17 protein-coding genes are annotated in these 16,281 nt (G+C 71.2%); 7 read left to right on the top strand and 10 right to left on the bottom strand.

Going from position 1 to position 16,281, the window contains the following annotated elements:
• Positions 1-72: 72 nt before the first annotated feature.
• Genes SSMG_RS18690 through SSMG_RS18680 form a run of 3 tightly spaced genes read left to right on the top strand, consistent with a single transcriptional unit; the run spans position 73 to position 3,257 of the window.
• Positions 73-1,002, top strand: coding sequence for an acetoacetate decarboxylase family protein (locus tag SSMG_RS18690; RefSeq protein ID WP_009078413.1), 930 nt, complete (start codon positions 73-75; stop codon positions 1,000-1,002).
• Between the two features lie 7 nt (positions 1,003-1,009).
• On the top strand, positions 1,010-2,494 hold the full coding sequence (locus SSMG_RS18685) for a succinic semialdehyde dehydrogenase (RefSeq protein WP_009078411.1): 1,485 nt from the start codon (positions 1,010-1,012) through the stop codon (positions 2,492-2,494).
• Positions 2,495-2,546: 52 nt separating this feature from the next.
• A complete protein-coding gene (locus tag SSMG_RS18680; RefSeq protein ID WP_009078409.1) occupies positions 2,547-3,257 on the top strand; it encodes a type 1 glutamine amidotransferase domain-containing protein in 711 nt (236 codons plus the stop codon).
• 119 nt (positions 3,258-3,376) lie between these two features.
• Here SSMG_RS18680 and SSMG_RS18675 read toward each other — a convergent pair whose 3' ends face one another.
• The 4 genes from SSMG_RS18675 to SSMG_RS45425 form a co-directional block, all read right to left on the bottom strand.
• Positions 3,377-3,787, bottom strand: coding sequence for a VOC family protein (locus SSMG_RS18675; protein WP_009078407.1), 411 nt, complete (start codon positions 3,785-3,787; stop codon positions 3,377-3,379).
• 47 nt (positions 3,788-3,834) lie between these two features.
• Complete coding sequence (locus SSMG_RS18670; protein ID WP_286156964.1) at positions 3,835-4,599, bottom strand: helix-turn-helix domain-containing protein; 765 nt, start codon at positions 4,597-4,599, stop codon at positions 3,835-3,837.
• Between the two features lie 36 nt (positions 4,600-4,635).
• Positions 4,636-5,079, bottom strand: coding sequence for a DUF3592 domain-containing protein (locus SSMG_RS45430; RefSeq protein WP_009078403.1), 444 nt, complete (start codon positions 5,077-5,079; stop codon positions 4,636-4,638).
• Positions 5,080-5,204: 125 nt separating this feature from the next.
• Complete coding sequence (locus SSMG_RS45425; protein ID WP_009078401.1) at positions 5,205-5,516, bottom strand: hypothetical protein; 312 nt, start codon at positions 5,514-5,516, stop codon at positions 5,205-5,207.
• Between the two features lie 85 nt (positions 5,517-5,601).
• Between SSMG_RS45425 and SSMG_RS18655 the strand changes: the two genes are divergently transcribed.
• Positions 5,602-6,750, top strand: a complete 1,149-nt coding sequence (locus tag SSMG_RS18655) for a hypothetical protein (RefSeq protein ID WP_009078399.1) — start codon at positions 5,602-5,604, stop codon at positions 6,748-6,750.
• Between the two features lie 52 nt (positions 6,751-6,802).
• Here SSMG_RS18655 and SSMG_RS18650 read toward each other — a convergent pair whose 3' ends face one another.
• Genes SSMG_RS18650 through SSMG_RS18630 form a run of 5 tightly spaced genes read right to left on the bottom strand, consistent with a single transcriptional unit; the run spans position 6,803 to position 11,457 of the window.
• A complete protein-coding gene (locus tag SSMG_RS18650; protein ID WP_037714132.1) occupies positions 6,803-7,552 on the bottom strand; it encodes an HpcH/HpaI aldolase/citrate lyase family protein in 750 nt (249 codons plus the stop codon).
• Positions 7,549-8,313, bottom strand: a complete 765-nt coding sequence (locus SSMG_RS18645; protein ID WP_234392844.1) for an SDR family NAD(P)-dependent oxidoreductase — start codon at positions 8,311-8,313, stop codon at positions 7,549-7,551. The genes SSMG_RS18650 and SSMG_RS18645 overlap by 4 nt, the downstream gene beginning before the upstream one ends.
• Positions 8,310-9,611 (bottom strand): histidinol dehydrogenase, encoded by a 1,302-nt coding sequence (gene hisD, locus SSMG_RS18640; RefSeq protein ID WP_009078393.1) that lies wholly within the window; start codon positions 9,609-9,611, stop codon positions 8,310-8,312. The genes SSMG_RS18645 and hisD overlap by 4 nt, the downstream gene beginning before the upstream one ends.
• Complete coding sequence (locus SSMG_RS18635; protein WP_199785928.1) at positions 9,596-10,348, bottom strand: alpha/beta fold hydrolase; 753 nt, start codon at positions 10,346-10,348, stop codon at positions 9,596-9,598. Before SSMG_RS18635 ends, hisD begins: the two co-directional genes overlap by 16 nt.
• Positions 10,315-11,457, bottom strand: coding sequence for a cupin domain-containing protein (locus SSMG_RS18630; RefSeq protein WP_037714129.1), 1,143 nt, complete (start codon positions 11,455-11,457; stop codon positions 10,315-10,317). The genes SSMG_RS18635 and SSMG_RS18630 overlap by 34 nt, the downstream gene beginning before the upstream one ends.
• A gap of 166 nt (positions 11,458-11,623) precedes the next feature.
• On the opposite strand from SSMG_RS18630, the gene SSMG_RS18625 reads away from it, so the two are divergent.
• On the top strand, positions 11,624-12,616 hold the full coding sequence (locus SSMG_RS18625; protein ID WP_009078389.1) for a LacI family DNA-binding transcriptional regulator: 993 nt from the start codon (positions 11,624-11,626) through the stop codon (positions 12,614-12,616).
• A 39-nt stretch (positions 12,617-12,655) separates the two neighbouring features.
• Here SSMG_RS18625 and SSMG_RS18620 read toward each other — a convergent pair whose 3' ends face one another.
• Positions 12,656-13,993: an MFS transporter gene (locus tag SSMG_RS18620; RefSeq protein ID WP_009078387.1), complete on the bottom strand. Its 1,338-nt coding sequence runs from the start codon at positions 13,991-13,993 to the stop codon at positions 12,656-12,658.
• 222 nt (positions 13,994-14,215) lie between these two features.
• On the opposite strand from SSMG_RS18620, the gene SSMG_RS18615 reads away from it, so the two are divergent.
• Both SSMG_RS18615 and SSMG_RS18610 read left to right on the top strand, forming a co-directional pair.
• The gene (locus tag SSMG_RS18615; RefSeq protein WP_009078386.1) at positions 14,216-15,208 is read left to right on the top strand and encodes an ester cyclase; all 993 of its coding nucleotides are present in this window, start codon (positions 14,216-14,218) and stop codon (positions 15,206-15,208) included.
• 35 nt (positions 15,209-15,243) lie between these two features.
• A complete protein-coding gene (locus SSMG_RS18610) occupies positions 15,244-16,194 on the top strand; it encodes a LysR family transcriptional regulator (RefSeq protein WP_009078385.1) in 951 nt (316 codons plus the stop codon).
• Positions 16,195-16,281 lie beyond the last annotated feature (87 nt).

Below are 16,281 nucleotides of genomic sequence, written 5' to 3'. Positions count from 1 at the left end.
CCCGTTGTTGACAGTGCTTACATCCCGTGCCATCCTCGGTGTTAACGCTGCTTACATCGGAGGAGAGAGCTCATGGCATCGACCGGCAAGCTGACCGACCGGACGGTGGAGGTCGACCTCGGAGGCCGTCTCGTCGCCGTCCCCGAAGGCGGCCTCTACGACCGGTTCCGGATGGACACCGACCTCGACGAGGTCGCGCGGGACCCGAGGGTCAGCAGCGTCGACTTCTTCCGGCGGATGCCGAAGACCCGCGTGGACTCGCGCATCGGGCCGACGCTGACGCCGAACTTCTACTACCGCATCGCCACGGCCCGGCTCACGATGCTCGCGCCGACGAAGGCCGTCCGGGCCCGCCTGCCCCAGGAGCTGGATCCGCTCGAGATCGCCCCTGGCCTCGGGATCGTCTCGGCGATGGCCTTCCGGTACGACGTCTGCGACATCGACTTCTACACCGAGGCCGCCGTCGGCATCGCCGTCAAGCCGGCCCGGCACAGCGGCGGGCTGGGCTTCCTCGACCTGGTCGCCGGGCTGAAGAACGACTCCCTGCACTCCTACGTGCTCTCGCTTCCGGTCAACACCGAGATCGCGCAGGTGCGCGGCCACGACGGGTACGGCTTCCCCAAGTGGGTCACCCAGCTCGACGTCGACATCGACCCCCGGCGCACCTCCTTCCGGGTCGCCAACGACCAGGGCGGCCTCGACCTCGCCTTCTCGGCGCCCACCCCGAAGCAGACCGCCCGGCGCACCGGCGAGCACGTCTCGACCCTGACCTCTTACACCACGATCGACGGCGCCTGGCACTCCACGACCAGCCAGATCAACCTGCTGTCGTCGGGCGTCGCGCGGTTCCCCCGCGGCCTGGACCTGCAGCTGGGCGAGGGCCGGATGAGCGAGGACCTGCGCTCGCTGAAGCCGATCCGGACGATCCAGCTCGACGTCGCCACCGAAGGCCAGCTGGCCCTGCACATGCCGGTGCCCACCTCCGTCCAGGACCGGAGCTGAGAACAAGATGACCATCACGAACGCGCGCCGCCTCGACACCGCTCTTCCGGCTTCGCTGACGCAGGCCCGGCTCGAGCGCCTGGCCGCCCTGGTCGCCGCTGCCGGAGCCCAGCGGGTCGTCACGACCTCGCCCTACACCGGCGCACCGCTCGCGGACCTGCCCGTCTCCACCCCCGACGACGTCGAGGAGGCCTTCGCCCGGGCACGCGCTGCCCAGGCCGGCTGGGCGGCGACCCCGGTGGCCGACCGCGCGCGCATCCTGCTGCGCTTCCACGACCTCGTCCTTCAGCGGCAAGAGCAGGCTCTAGACCTGATGCAGGCCGACAGCGGCAAGACCCGTCGCGACGCCTTCCTCGAGGTCGGCGACATCGCCGTCACCGCCCGCTACTACGCGCGCAGCGCACGGCGGCTGCTCTCGCCGAAGCGTCGCAAGGGCGCGATCCCGGTGCTGACCCACACCACCGAACTGCACCACCCCAAGGGCGTCGTCACCGTCATCTCGCCGTGGAACTACCCGCTCAGCATGGCCGCCGGCGACGCCATTCCGGCCCTGCTGGCCGGCAACGCCGTGGTGCAGAAGCCCGACACCCAGACCGCACTGACCGCGCTGTGGGCGATGGAGCTGATGCGCGAGGCCGGATTGCCCGCCGACGTGTGGCAGATGGTGATCGGCCGCGGCAGCTCCATCGGAGGCGCGCTCATGGCCGGCGCGGACTACCTGATGTTCACCGGCTCCACCGCCAGCGGGCGACAGATCGCGCGCGACGCGGGCGAGCGGCTCATCGGCGCGTCGCTGGAGCTGGGCGGCAAGAACGCCATGGTGGTGCTCGCCGACGCCGACATCGAGAAGGCCGCCGCCGGTGCGGTCGCCGCCTGTTTCCCCTCGGCCGGGCAGCTGTGCGTGTCCGTCGAGCGGCTTTACGTCGCCGACGAGATCCACGACGCGTTCGTGGCCGCGTTCGTCGAGCGCACCCGGGCCATGCGCCTGGGTGCTGCCTACGACTTCTCGATGGACATGGGCTCGCTGACCACGCCCTCGCAACTCGAGACGGTCAGCGCACACGTCGGCGACGCGGTGTCGAAAGGCGCGACGGTGCTGGCCGGCGGCCGCGCCCGTCCCGACCTCGGGCCGCTGTTCTACGAGCCGACGATGGTGGCGATGGCCAACGCCACTCCGTACGGACTCAACGCGAGCGTCTGGGGCCGCAACGGCGCCGAGGCCCGCAAGGTGGCGCGACGGCTGCACGCCGGCACCGTCAACGAGGCGTTCGCCGCCGCCTGGGGCAGCATCGACGCCCCCATGGGCGGCATGGGCGACTCGGGCCTCGGCCGCCGGCACGGCGCCGACGGACTGCTCAAGTACACCGAAGCCCAGACCGTCGCCCACCAGCGGCTCCAGGGCTTCAACCCGCCCCGCGGAATCGAGCACGAGCAGTGGGCGCGGCTCCTGACCCGGGCGTTCAAGATGCTGCGCGCACTGGGCGTCCGATGACCACGAAGTCGCCACGGTTCGCCGTCCGCCCCCGTACGAAGGAAGATCAGCCATGACCAAACGCGTCCTCCACGTCGTCACTAACGTCGGCCACTACGACGACCCGTCCCACGCCACCGGGTTGTGGCTCTCCGAGCTTACGCACGCCTGGCACGTGTTCGCCGAGGCGGGCTTCGACCAGACCCTGGTCAGCCCGGCAGGCGGCGCAGTGCCGCTCGAACCGCGGTCGCTGAAGTTCCCCAGCTACGACAAGACCGCCAAGGCCTGGCGCGCCGATCCCGCGAAGATGGATCTCCTCGCGACCACGAAGAGCCCCGAGGAGATCGACTCCGCCGACTTCGACGCCGTCTACTTCACCGGCGGCCACGCCGTGATGTACGACTTCCCCGACTCCGAGGGCCTTCAGCGCATCACCCGCGAGATCTACGAGCGCGGCGGCATCGTCTCCTCGGTCTGCCACGGTTACTGCGGCCTGCTCAACACCCGGCTCTCCGACGGCTCCTACCTCATCGACGGCAAGCACATGACCGGCTTCGCCTGGCAGGAGGAGGTGCTCGCCCGCGTCGACAAGCTGGTGCCCTACAACGCCGAGGAACGCGCGAAAGAGCGCGGCGCGCTCTACAAGAAGGCCAAGCTGCCGTTCGTCTCCTACACCGTGACCGACGGCAACCTCGTCACCGGCCAGAACCCGGGCTCGGCCAAGGCCACGGCGCAAAAGGTCGTCGAGGCCCTCGCGGGCAACGCGTCGCAGGCCCAGCCCTGAGACGCGCAACTCGTCGCCGTGGGGACCTCTGGCCGTGGGCCAACCCCGGGGAAGCTCCTCGGCGGCGTCCGCCTGCTGAGCGCCGGCGATCTCGCCCAGCAGGCCGGAGCGGCCGGCCGTCATTCCGGTGCGCCGGGCATCGCCGAGGCGTCGTAGGAGAGCAGCTCCCAGCTGTGGCCGTCCGGGTCGTCCACCGCGCGGTTGTAGAGCCAGCCCATGTCCTGCGGCGGGCGCGGCTCCGAACCGCCCGCCTTCACGGCGGCGTCGGCCAGCTGGTCGACCTCCTCCCTCGACTCGGCTGGCACCGCGAGGATCGACTCGATCGCGCTGGAGGCGACGGGGCGAGAGGTGAACTGGCTGAACTGCTCGTGCGTCATGAGCTGAACGGTCACCGCCTCCCCGAGAATGACCTGCGCGGAAGTGTCGCCGGTGAACTGCGGGTTCAGCTCCCCGCCCAGCGCCAGGTAGAACGCGGTGCTCGCGTCCAGGTCGGCGACCGGCAGGTTGACGTAGATCTGCTTGAAAGCCATGGGTGCTCCTCGGTTCTGGTAGCCAGGCGTTCCGGCTGATCACGAACCTACGGCCCGACCTCGGCGTCGGTCTTGTACAGGAGCGACACCATCTCCCCGGCGTCGGGACGACGCAGCTGGGTCGCCGTCCGGCCCACGAACCGGGTCAGGGACCGCGCCAGATGCGGCTGGTCGTGGTAGCCGACCAGATGCACGACGTCGGCCGCGGCCACGCCCTGGCGCAGCAGCATCGCGGCCTGCCGCACCCGCTCGATCTGCCGGATCGTGCCCTGCGTCAGGCCCGTGGCCGCGGAGACCCGGCGCTGCACCGAGCGCGGGGTGACCAGTATCGGCCGGTCGCCGGCGAGGACGTCGGTCACCAGCGGGTCGCGCGCCAGCAAACCCGCCCGGACCAGGCGGTCCACGAACGTCTCCGCGTTCTCGTAGGTGGGGATCTCCCACTCGGTGTTCTGCAGCACGAACGAGCGCGGCGTCGTGAACGGGCTCGACACGCTGCCGTCCACCAGCCCGCCGACCGGCAGATTCCGCAGGAAGGCGCCGTGCCGGAAGATCACGCCGAACGCGCTGCCCAGTCCGCCGCCCAACGGAACCACGGTGGGCCGGGTCTCCGGACCGCGGACCGACACGGCGGTCTCCCCGGCCGACGCCCACACCAGCAGCTCCCAGTTCGAGTTCACGACCGACACCATGCGTTCGGGCACGAACCCGCCCTGCCCGCCGTCCGGCCCCACCCGGTAGACGCCCTCGACATAGGGCGAGTCCGACACGCGGTACTCCAGCCCTGGGATCCCCTCAACCCGGTCGAGCGACACGCCCGGAAGCGTAGCGCGCAGCGACCGGACACCCGGTCAGGTCCCGACGAGTATCCGCAAGAAGAAGAACGAGCCGACGCAGAACGCGGCCATGACGACGAACATGCACCCCAGCACGGCCCGGCTGGTCTTCTCCACCGGATACGACTCCGCCGGCGAGCCGGGATTGACGCACACCGTCAGGGCTTGCCGGACCGGCAGCGGCTTGGCCTTGCTCCAGACCGTCTTCCCTTGATAGGTGCGGCCGTCCGGACCGGCGTACTGGTAAACACTGAGGTACGAAGGCGACGTGGACGGATCGTCGCCACTGCCCACCCCGGGCACGGCGTGGTGGCCGACGACCACCGCCTGGACGTGCGGCCAGGTCCGCATCCCCTTCTCCCGGCGCCGGAGCTTGCGCATCTGGAACACCGAGATCAGGACCACCGCCAGGACGAAGCCTCCCCAGCAGCACCACGCCACGATCTGCACAGTCCGCACGAACCCCAGCCTTCCTCGTCCGGCGATCCGCCGATCAGGGAAAGACCGGCACGCCGGCGGTGGGACTCCGCCGAAGGCCGCGCGGTTCCCTAGATCGCCACCGACGGCGAGGGTGTCCAGTGCCGCTACGGGGAATCCGCGTCCAGGATCAACATCGTCATGTCGAGGACTCTTTGGTAGTACTCGCGACCGTGGGCGTCGAGTTCGGGGATGACCCGGACGAGCCGCTGTTCGCAGTCGGCGAGGATGTTCCATCGCCAGTCGTCCAGGACACCCTGCTGCGCAAGCCAGGCGGAGACACAACCGGAGGGGTGTGCGTCAAGCAGCACCAGATCGAAGCCCGCCACGTCGGCGCCTCGCCACCCGCTCGGGAACGGCGCCTTCCGATGCGCCTCCCACAGCGTCGCGACAGCTGCCAGCCGCTCCGTGTGATCCAACGGCTTCCTCCCCCGGTGCCATGACGCGCGAGCGTCGGCATTTCCGCCGTCTCCGGGCCGTGCCGGAGCTGATAATGATCATTTCATGTCACGCCGTCGAACCGCCGTCCTGCTGGGCGCCCTCGCTCTTTTCACCGCCGCGTGCTCGTCGGCTCCGGACATCGCCCCGCCGACGATCGGCGGATCCCTGGTGGTGGCGGGCAAGGACAAGGCCGGGCAGCCCGCGGTGTGGCGGGTGACCGAAGGCGCCGCGACGCCGTTGCTGAGCGGGAACACCGCGCCGAAGCTGCCCGCCGTGGCGCTGTCGCCGGACGGCCGGACGCTCGGCTACATCAACGGCTCCGGCCGGATCGTGGTGCACGACGTCGCCGCGGGCACCGAGATCGTCGCCCAAGCCTCGGTGACCGGTCCGCTGTGCGCGGCCTGGGCTCCCGACAGCGCGCGCTTCGCGATCACCGCCGACCAAGGAGTGTCCACAACAGACCGCAAGGGCGTCGTGACCGGTCTCATCACCCGGTCCAGCGGCTTCTACCACGAGACCGGACCCGGCTCCTCGGGCGACTCCCGGGAGGTCGTGTCCGGGATGACGTGCGCCCGCTGGACCGACCCGGACACGGTGCTGGTCGGCCGCTACAACGGCGAGCTGCCCTCGGCGATGCCGACCGGCGGCGGCGCGCTCGCGCCGAACGCGACAGTCGTCGGCCACGTCGCCGCGGGTACCGTCCAGGACCTGCCCCAGAAGGAAGACCTCCTGCGCACCTGCCAGGGACACGTGCTGCTGCACCGGGCGCCCGATCCGGCCGTGGTCGGCCCGACGCTCCTCGCGGACGCCTCCGACCTGTCGCGCACCGCCGAAGTGCCGATGGGCGCCGGTGACCTCGCGTGGTTCTTCCAGCCGGGAACCTGTGCGCTCGTGGTCGTTTCACACACCGGCGACGAGGACAGCTACGACTACACCGTCAAGCTGTTCGACCCGGTCACCGGGCAGCAGCGCAGCTCCCGCACGCTGCCGATCGCGCTGGGCGGCGACAGCGGCATCAACGGACCCTTCCTCAGCACCTCGGTCGTCCCGTCCCCGGCGCCGGGCGCGCTCGCCGCGGCGTTCACGGACGACAACACGCACCAGCTGATCGTCGCGGACCTGGCGACCGGCGGCACCCGCCGCGTGGACGGGCCGTGGAGCGAGGCCACGCAGGTGCTCGGCTGGATCCCGGGCGCGAGCACCGCCAAGTAGGGCCCGGCGCCCGCGGCCAGTCCGGACACTCCCCCGTGTCGCCCATCGTGGGTCAGCGGGACGGGCGCGCCTCGGCGAGATCCGCGAAGGTGCGGAGCAGGACGTGCGCGAGGTTGTAGACCACCGCGCCCGGCGGTGCCTGGCCAGCCTGTTCCACGGTTCCCACAATGCTCGTCATCGGTTTGCCCGCGGTCTTCGCCGCCGCCGCGACCGAGCTGATCGCCTGTGCGACAACGGGTTCCGCCGCTCCGCCAGGGAGGCCGAGCGCCACCGCGAGATCGGCGGGCCCGACCAGAACCGTGTCGACGCCCGGGATCGCGAGGATCTCCGCTGCCGCCGCGACGGCCTCCGGAGTCTCCAGCATCGGGACGACGATCGTCGTCTCCGCGGCGTGCCGGAGGTGCTCGGCGGCGCTGCGGGCGCCGAACCGGCCGGCCCGGCTATAGGTCGCGAAGCCCCGTTTCCCGAGCGGCGGATAGTGCGCCGCCGCGACCGCCGACCGCGCCTGTTCCGCGGTGTCCACATGCGGCACGACCACCCCGTCCGCGCCGAGGTCGAGAACCCGCAGCATCAGCGCGGGCTCGTCCTCGCCGACGCGGACCAGCACCCCGAGCCCGTGCGCCTGGGCCGCGACGATGTGCTGCTGCAGCGGCACCAGGTCCGCCGGTCCGTGTTCGCAGTCGAGCACGACGAAGTCCAGGCCCGCCACCCCGGCCATCTCGACCAGCGTCTCCGCGGGCAGCCGCAGTAACCCGCCGAGCAGCCGTTCCCCGGACTGCAGCCGGTGTTTCAGCGTGGTCATCGGGCCACCATCCCCGCCGAAAGGTCGATGTCGGCCGCGCACAGTCCCGGCATCGCGAGCATCGCGAGCACCGCCGCGGCCACTTCCGCCTCGGTGACCATCCGGCCCAGCGCGGCCCGGCTCGTGAACGCGCGTTCGGCCTCCTCGTAGCTGACGCCGGTCCGCTCGGCCTCCAGCCGGAAGTTCCGCTCCATCCGCGGGCCGTCGACCGGGCCCGGCGACAGCGAATTCACCGCCACGCCGAACGGTCCGACCTCTCCCGCGAGCGTCGCCGTCAAGCCCAGTACGGCCATTTTGGACGCGCAGTACGGCGTGCGGCGCAGCAGCGGACGCTTCCCGCTCACCGACGCGAGGTTGACGACGTCCCCCGCGCCCCGTGCCACCATCGGCGGCAGGAAAGCCCGGCACACCAGGTAAACCCCGCGCACGTTGACGCCGAAGACCTCGTCCCATTCCTCCGGCTCGACGTCGACGAGCGGTTTGACCGGCCCCGCGACCCCGGCGTTGTTGACCAGCACCGAAATCTCCTCGTCGGCGACCTCGGCGGCGAGCGCGGCGACCGAATCCGGATCGGCGACGTCGCACACCGCTGCCCGGCCCGGACCCGGCAGCGCCGCGACAGTCTCCTCGAGGGTGTCGCGGCGCCGCCCGGCCACGACCACCCGCGCACCGGCTCCCGACAGCGCGCGGGCGATCGCGCGGCCCAAACCGTTCCCGCCGCCGGTGACGAGCGCGGTCCGTCCGGCGAGCTGGGCCGTCACGCCGGGTTCCACGACAGTTCGCCCCGCCGGAATTCCGCCGCGCGCACGTCGCCGGAGCGGGCATGCCCCTCGAACAACTCGACCCGCGCCGCGCGCCCGCACACCTCGCCGAGCCGCACGCTCGATTCGCTGCTCGTGACCTCCTGATAGGTGACCGTCTTGAGGTACTTGCCCACCCACAGCCCGCCGGTGTAACGCGCGGCGCCCCGCGTCGGCAGGACGTGGTTGGTGCCGATCACCTTGTCCCCGTAGGACACGCACGTGCCCGGGCCGAGGAAAAGCGCGCCGTAGTCCCGCATCTTGTCCAACGCCTGCCGCGGGTTCTCGGTCAGCACCTGGACGTGCTCGAACGCATAGGTGTCCGCCAGCGCGAACGCCTCGTCGAGATCGTCCACGACATGGATCTCGCCGTGGTCGCGCCAGGCCGGAGCGGCGAAATCGCGCGTCGGCATCCCGGGCAGCAGCGCCTCGACGTGTTCCAGCACCTCCCGGGCCACGTCCTCGGACGTGGTGATCAGCACCGCCGGGGAATCCGGGCCGTGTTCGGCCTGGGACAACAGGTCCACCGCGACGACGAACGGATCGGCGGTGCGGTCGGCGACGACCAGCACCTCGGTCGGGCCGGCGAACAGGTCGATGCCCACCTCGCCGAACAGCTGCCGCTTCGCTTCCGCGACATAGGCGTTGCCCGGACCGGCGATGAGGTCGACGCGCCCGACGGTCTCGGTTCCGACCGCCAGCGCGGCCACTGCCTGCACCCCGCCCAGCAGGTAGATCTCGTCCGCCCCGGCCAGATGCATGGCCGCGACGGTCGCTTCCGGCACCTCCCCGCGGATCGGCGGCGTGCAGGCGGCCACCCGCGGCACCCCGGCGACCTTCGCGGTCACGATCGTCATGTGCGCGGACGCGGTCAGCGGGTACCGGCCGCCCGGCACGTAGGCGCCCGCGGCCGCGACCGGGACGTGCTTCTGTCCCAAGTAGACACCCGGAAGCGTCTCGATCTCGAACTCCCGCAGCGAGTCCCGTTGGCGTTGCGCGAAAGTGCGCACCTGGTCCTGGACGAACCGGATGTCGTCGAGCACCTGCCCGGGAACCCGGGCGACGATCTTCTCGATCTCCTCGGCGGACAGCCGGAACGACTCGGGCGACCACGCGTCGAATTTCTCCGAGCACTCGCGGACCGCGGCGTCCCCGCGTTCGCGGATGTCGGCGATGATCGCGCGGACCCGGTCGCCGACGTCGGTGCGCTCGGCGGCGACCTGCTCGGCCGGAACCGCGGATTTCAGGGTCTTGGGCATGCGAAACTCCTTCGGGAACGGGAAAAACTGCACAGCCAATCGGCTATTGCCGCGGCCGCGGCGCCGGGTGCCTCGTAGGTCAGCAGGTGCCCGGCTTCCGGGAGCACCCGCAGGACGGCGTTGCGCGCCCGCGCGGCGATCGCGCGGTGGAACTCGGGCGGGCACAACCGGTCCTGTGCCCCGGAGACGACGAGCACCGGACAGGACAGGCCCGCGACCGCCGCGTGCGCGTCGCGCCGGGTCGCCTGGGCGGCGAGCTGGGCGCGGAATACCTCGGGGCCGACCCGTCGTGCCATGGCGAGAAAACGCCGGTGCCACACCGGATCCGGGCCGGAGAACATCGTCGGCAGGATCTCCTGCGCGACCACCGCGTCGAACTCGCCCTCGCGGGTGCGGCGGTCGAACCGGGCCCACGCGGCGAGCTGCTCCGCGGTCGGCGCGCCGGCATTGGTCGAGACGGCGCAGAAACCGGCGAGCCGCTCCGGCGCGCGGCGGGCGACCTCGAACCCGGCGATCGCCCCGAGACTGAGCCCGGCGAGCACGAATGGGCCCTCGACCGCGGCCAGGATCTGCTCGGCCATGCCGCCGAGGTCCGGTGCGGTGATCTCGGCGTGCACCACCGGCCCGGGGAGGTGCGGGAGGACGTCCGCCCAGACCTCCGCGTCGCACAGCATCCCCGGGACCAGCACCACCGGCAGGTCGGTCACCGGGCGGCGGCGCCGGGCAGCAGATGCCACGGCGCGAGATAGCCGTTGTGGTCGAGGCCCACGCCGGCGTCGGCCGCCGCCTTGACCACCTCGTCGTCCCAGTCGAGCCGCACGCGGCCGTCGCCGCTGTTGACGACGAGCAGCGTCGCCTGCTCCGCGGCGACGTTGCGGACGCTCCGCCAGGCACCGCGCGGCACGGAAACCATGTCCCACGGGCCGAGGCGCACGCTCACCTCGTCGTGCCGGTTGAGCGTGACCTCCCATTCGCCGTCCTTGACCAGCAGCACCTGCGTTTCGTCGTGCCGGTGCAGGGGAATTCCCTCGCCCGGCTCGGCGCGCAGCCACGCCACGTTGTGCCCGTGCGGGTGGTAAATCCGCGGCTCCTGGTCGCGGTCCTCGGTCATGCCGAAGCCGATCACCGGGGCCAGCTCGGCGCGTCCGCCGGGCACGGCGTTGCCCAACAGGGCGCGGCCGGACCACTGCAGGTCGTCGGGCGTGGCCACGCGGCGGCGCAGCTTCGCCGCGTCGTAGGACGGCAGGGCGGCGATGTCGGCCGGAGCCATCGGCTGGATCAGCTCCGCCTCGTCGGGCAGCTCGTCGCCGGCGAGAGTGTCGACCAGCCGGTTGTCTGCGGTCAGGTGCAGGCCGTGCCTGCCCGCCTCCCGCAGCACCGACGGACCCCAGATGATGCCGCCGGTGTCGTCGTGGCCCAGGACGGTGAACAGCCAGCCGTCGTCCGGGCCGATGTTGGTGAACCCGCGGAAAATCCACGTCGGGATCGAGGCGATGTCGCCCTCGCGCAGCACCAGCTCGCCTTCGTCGCCGTCCGCGCCCCAGCGGAGCAGGAACTCGCCGCGGAAGCACAGGAACACCTCGGCGGTGAAATGCAGGTGCAGATTGTTGGTGATCCCGTGCGGCATCGCCGCCGCCCCGATGTTGAACCCGTGCGGCTCGCGCAGGTTCACCACCTGGTCCGCGTTCTGGGTCACCCCCGGGCCGATCATCGAGTAGTTCTCCTTGCGGTCCGACCCCGGCGTCCGGCAATCGATGAACGCCTGGTCGCACGACACGAAATCGGCCCGCCGGATCGTCCGGCGCGCCAGCTCGCCCGCCGGCACCCGCACTTCGTCGGTACGCATGGGCACCCCTCCGGAAATCTCGGTGTTAATACGTATGCATAGGACCATCGCGACCGGATTCTGTCAAGCAGGTCCAGCGTCCGGCTTTCCCGCGAGCCGCGGGAGGAACGTCCGGGATTTCCGCTAGGATCCGTATGCATGGAGCCGTCGCGCGGAAGAGGAGCCGATGCCGATCACGAGTCATGACGTGGCCCGGCTCGCCGGGGTCTCGCAGCCGACCGTCTCCCGGGCGCTGCGCGGGGACCACCGGGTCTCGGAGGCCACCCGCACCCGCGTGCGCGAGGCGGCGGACGCGCTCGGCTACGTGCCGAGCGAGGCGGGCCGGAGCCTGGCCACGCGGGCGACGCACTGCGTCGGCGTGGTCGTCACCGACCTGACCAACCCCTTCTACCCGCACCTGATCGGCCCGCTGCACGACACGCTCGAACAGCACGGCTACCGGATGATGCTGTTCGCCGAACGCAGCGAGGCCGCGCTGGAGACCGAACGGCTGCTCGACCGGTCGATCGACGGGGTCGTGCTCACCACAGCGGTGATCGGCTCCGGCCTGCCCGCCGAACTGACCCGCCGGGGCCTGCCGTTCGTGTTCCTCAACCGCGAAACCGGGGCGGGCAGCGCCGACGCGGCGGTGGTCGACAACGAGGCGGGCGGGCGGCTGGTCGCCGAGGAGCTGCTGCGGCTGGGCCACACCGACCTCGCGCTGATCGGCGGGCCGGCCGAGACCACCACCGGCCGCGACCGCGAACTCGGCTTCCGGATGGGCCTTTCCGAGGCGGGCATCGGGCTGCCGCGCCGCCGCGTCCGGCAGGGCCCGTTCGACTACGGGACCGGATACGACGGACTGCTCGACCTGATGTCCGAGGGCCTGCGGCCCACCGCGGTGTTCTGCGGCAACGACGTCATCGCGATCGGCGCGATGAACGCGGCCCGGCGGCTCGGCCTGGACATCCCCGGCGACCTCACCGTCATCGGGTTCGACGATCTGCCGATGGCCGCCTGGGAGACCTTCGACCTGACGACCGTCCGGCACGACCTCGACGGCATGGCCAAGGCCGCGGCGGGCCTGCTGGTCGAACGCCTCGGCGGGAACGACGAGCCCCCGCGGCGCACTGTGTTCGCACCCTCCCTGGTGCCCCGCGGCACGCACGCGCCGCGCTGACCTCCGCTGCCGTCGCCCCGGCAGCGGAGGCACGGCGGCTCACCGGGCGTATTTGTCCGCGGACAGGTCGCTGCGGTAGGTCTCCTTCATGAACACCGTGATCACCACGAGCGCCAGCACCGCGGCGGCCGCGAGGTACATCCACACCGCGTAGATCGTGCCGGACTTCGCCACCAGCAGCGTGGCGACGAACGGCGTGATGCCCATGAAGATCGAGAACGAGCAGTTGTACGCGATCGAACTCGCGCTGAACCGGGTCCGGGTCGCGAACATCTCCGCCGCGCATACCGTGACGATGCCGGTCAGGAAGAACTCCGGCACCAGGTAGATCAGCTGGCTCGCCACCGCGGCCCCGAACGTGCCCGCCTGGCCGACCCGGAACGCCAGCGGCACCAGCACGACGCAGCAAACGGCACCGGTGATGAGCATCGGCTTGCGCCCGATGCGGTCGGAGATCGCGCCGGCGAGCGGAAGCAGCGGGATCAGCACCGCGACCGAGATCATGTTCGACAGCCACGCCGCGGACTTCGGCAGGTGCAGCGTTTCCGACAGGTACTCCGGATAGAACGTGACCCAGGTGTAGGACAGGATCGCCAGCATGATCGACGCGCCGCAGAACACCAGGATCGGCCGCCACTGGGAACGCAGCGCCTCGCGCAGCGGAGCCTCGACGACGTTCGTGCCGTGCTCGGTGGCCGCGACGAATTCCGGCGTCTCGTCGAGGCGGCTGCGCAGCCACACCCCGATCGCGCACAGCGGCAGCACCGCGAGGAACGGGATCCGCCAACCCCAGCTGTGCAGGGCCGCGTCGCTGAACAAGGCGCTCATCAGCGCTGCCGTGCCGGCGCCGGCGAGGATGCCGAAGAAGCAGCTGTTCGACGCGAACGACGTGTAGAACCCGCGCCGGCGCGGCTCGGCCCACTCGACCACGAACGCGACCGCGCCGACGTACTCCCCGCCCGCGACCATGCCTTGCAGCACCCGCAGCACCAGCAGGATCAGCGGGGCCGCCAGCCCGATCTGGCCGTACGTGGGGAGCACGCCGATCGCCGCCGTGGAAACGCCCATGAACAGCACCGTCCACAACAGCACCCGCTTGCGCCCCAGCCGGTCGCCCCACCGGCCGAGGACGGTCCCGCCGAGCGGGCGCACCAGACAGGCGATCGCGATCACCGCGTACGCGCTCAGCACGCTGGCGGTGTGGTCGCTCGACGGGAAGAACGAGGCCGCGAGCACGGGCGCCATGTAGCCGTAAAGCCCGTAGTCGAACTGTTCGACGAAGTTGCCGATACTGCCGGCGAGGATCACCCGGCGGATCGCCTTTCGTCGTCCGGTCGCCTCAGCGGACGCGGCTGCGGTCGGCGTGACGGTGGACATGACACCTCCAGTGGCGTCTCACAACGGCTCAGCCGTTTGCATACGTATGGATGGCAACTTAAGTGGCCGGGGTCACCGGGTCAAGGTTGCCGTCCGCGCGAATTTTTCCCAGGCAGCGGCCGCAAGATCACCTGCGGCACGGCTTCGGCCCGTCCGCTTGTCTCCGTTAATGCATACGGATACAGTGCCCACCGCCATCCTCTGCCGAGAAAGGACACCGCCATGCCGCTCGATCCGGTCGCCTACCAGCCCTACGAGGACCCGGACGACTTCATCCGCGAGGTCACCGACCGGATCTGGGTGCAGCGCGACATCTCCTACATCGTCGACAACTACGAACCCGACTCGATTGTGCACGGCGGCCTCGGCACCGTGACCGGGCGGGACGGCGTCATCGAGGGCAGCCTGATGCGGATCGCGCAGGTGCCGCAGCACGTCGGCCAGGCCGAGGACGTCGTCTGGGAGGCCAGGGGCGACGACGCCTTCCTCAGCTCGCACCTCGTCTTCTCCGCCGACATCCACCTCGTGAACGGCCGGCCGGTCCCGATCCGCAAGCGCACCATCGCGAACTGCCTCTACCGGCGGGGCCGCATGGTCGAGGAATGGGTCGTCCGCGACGATCTCGCCGACTGCCTGCAGCTCGGCCTCGACCCGGCCGAGGTCGCGCGCGGGCTGCGGTTCCGCGGCTACGAGGGATCGATGACGAAACCGGCGCCCGCCGACGTCCTGGCCGCCGGCGACAGCGGGCCGCGCCCGGACGAACACCGGCCCGAATGCGAGATGGTGCTGGAGTTCGTCGAGGAGGTCTGGAACGCGCGCCGCTTGCACAAGGTGGCCGATTTCATGCACCGGGACCTCTTCCTGCACACCGTCGGCGACCGGACCGTGCTCCGCCCGGACGGTTACCAGAAGGATCTGCTCGCCCAGATCGCGCCGTTCCCGGACGCCCGGTTCGAGATCCGCGACGTCCAGGCGAACGACGCCGCGCGCTACGCGGGGCTGCGCATCGCCGTGCTGTGGGTCATGCGCGGCACCTACCGCGGCGTCGCCGATTTCGGGCCGCTGACGGGCAAACCGGTCGAACTGCTCGGCGTGTCCCAGTTCCTCGTCCAGAACGGCCGGATCGTGCGCGAGGTCCGGGTGTTCGACCAGATCTCGCTCCGGGCGCAGATCAACAGCCACGAAAGCTCGTTCGCCGACACCAACATCTACTGAGCGCGCCGCCGCGTCCGTCCGCTTAGGATCGGCCGATGGAGCAGGAATCCCGCGACGGCGACCGGGTGACCCTGAACCAGCTGCGGGCGTTCGTCACGGCCGAAAGCCAGGGCTCGTTCACCCGGGGCGCGGCCCGGCTGGAGATTTCGCAGGCCTCGATGTCGGAGATGATCCGGCGGCTCGAGGAAGAACTCGACGCGGTCCTGTTCCATCGCGGCGCGCGCCGGCTGACGCTGACCGCGGCCGGCGAGGAGCTGCTGCCCTACGCGCGCCGTGCGGTCCACGCGGCCGACGAAGGGGTCCGCGCCGTGCAGTCGCTGGGCTCGCTCGGCGGCGGCACCGCCACCTTCGGGGTCCTCCGCAACGCGGACTACTACCTGCTCGGCAATCTCGCGCAGACCTTCCACCGCCGGTATCCGTCGGTCAAGGTCCGGCTGGTCGGGCAGAACTCCGCGGAGACCGCGGACGCCATCCGGGCGGGCGACGTCGAGGCCGGGCTCATCGTGCTCCCGGTCGACGACGAGGGTCTGGACATCACCCCGCTGATGCGGGACGAGGTGCTCTACGTGAGCGCCGACCCGGCCGCGGTCGCGAAACCGGTCAGCATCGAGCGTTTCGCGGCCGCGCGGCTGGTCCTCTACGACGCCCGCTACGGCTGGCGCGATCCCACGCGCCGCCAGCTCGCCGACCGCGCGCAGCTGGCCGGCGAGCGGATCGAACCGGTCTTCGAGATCGAGCACGTGGAAGCCGCGCTGAAACTGGTCGCGGACGGGGCCGGGGACACGATCGCCAGCACCGCCGTGGTCCGCAGCGCGGCGTTCCCGCCGGGTCTGCACACCGCACCGTTCGAGGAGCCGCTGTTCGACACGATCGCCATCGCGCGCAAGCGGGGCCGTCCGCTGTCGCGCGCCACGCGGGAACTGGCCCGGCTCGCCGAAGACGCGGTCAGCGACGCCCGCGGCCCGGCGGCGCGGCCCCGCCGCTAGCCCGTCCGGTGTGGACAGTCCGGACCCGGAGGCATCGGACGACCCGATGGTTCGGTCAGGTTCGCACCCTCTGGTCCGGGGGCCGGA

The sequence above is a fragment of the Streptomyces sp. AA4 genome, assembly GCF_000158875.1.
Lineage (GTDB): Bacteria > Actinomycetota > Actinomycetes > Mycobacteriales > Pseudonocardiaceae > Amycolatopsis.
The sequence above is the reverse complement of the archived record's forward strand: the minus strand, read 5'-3'. Positions and strand labels throughout refer to the sequence as shown.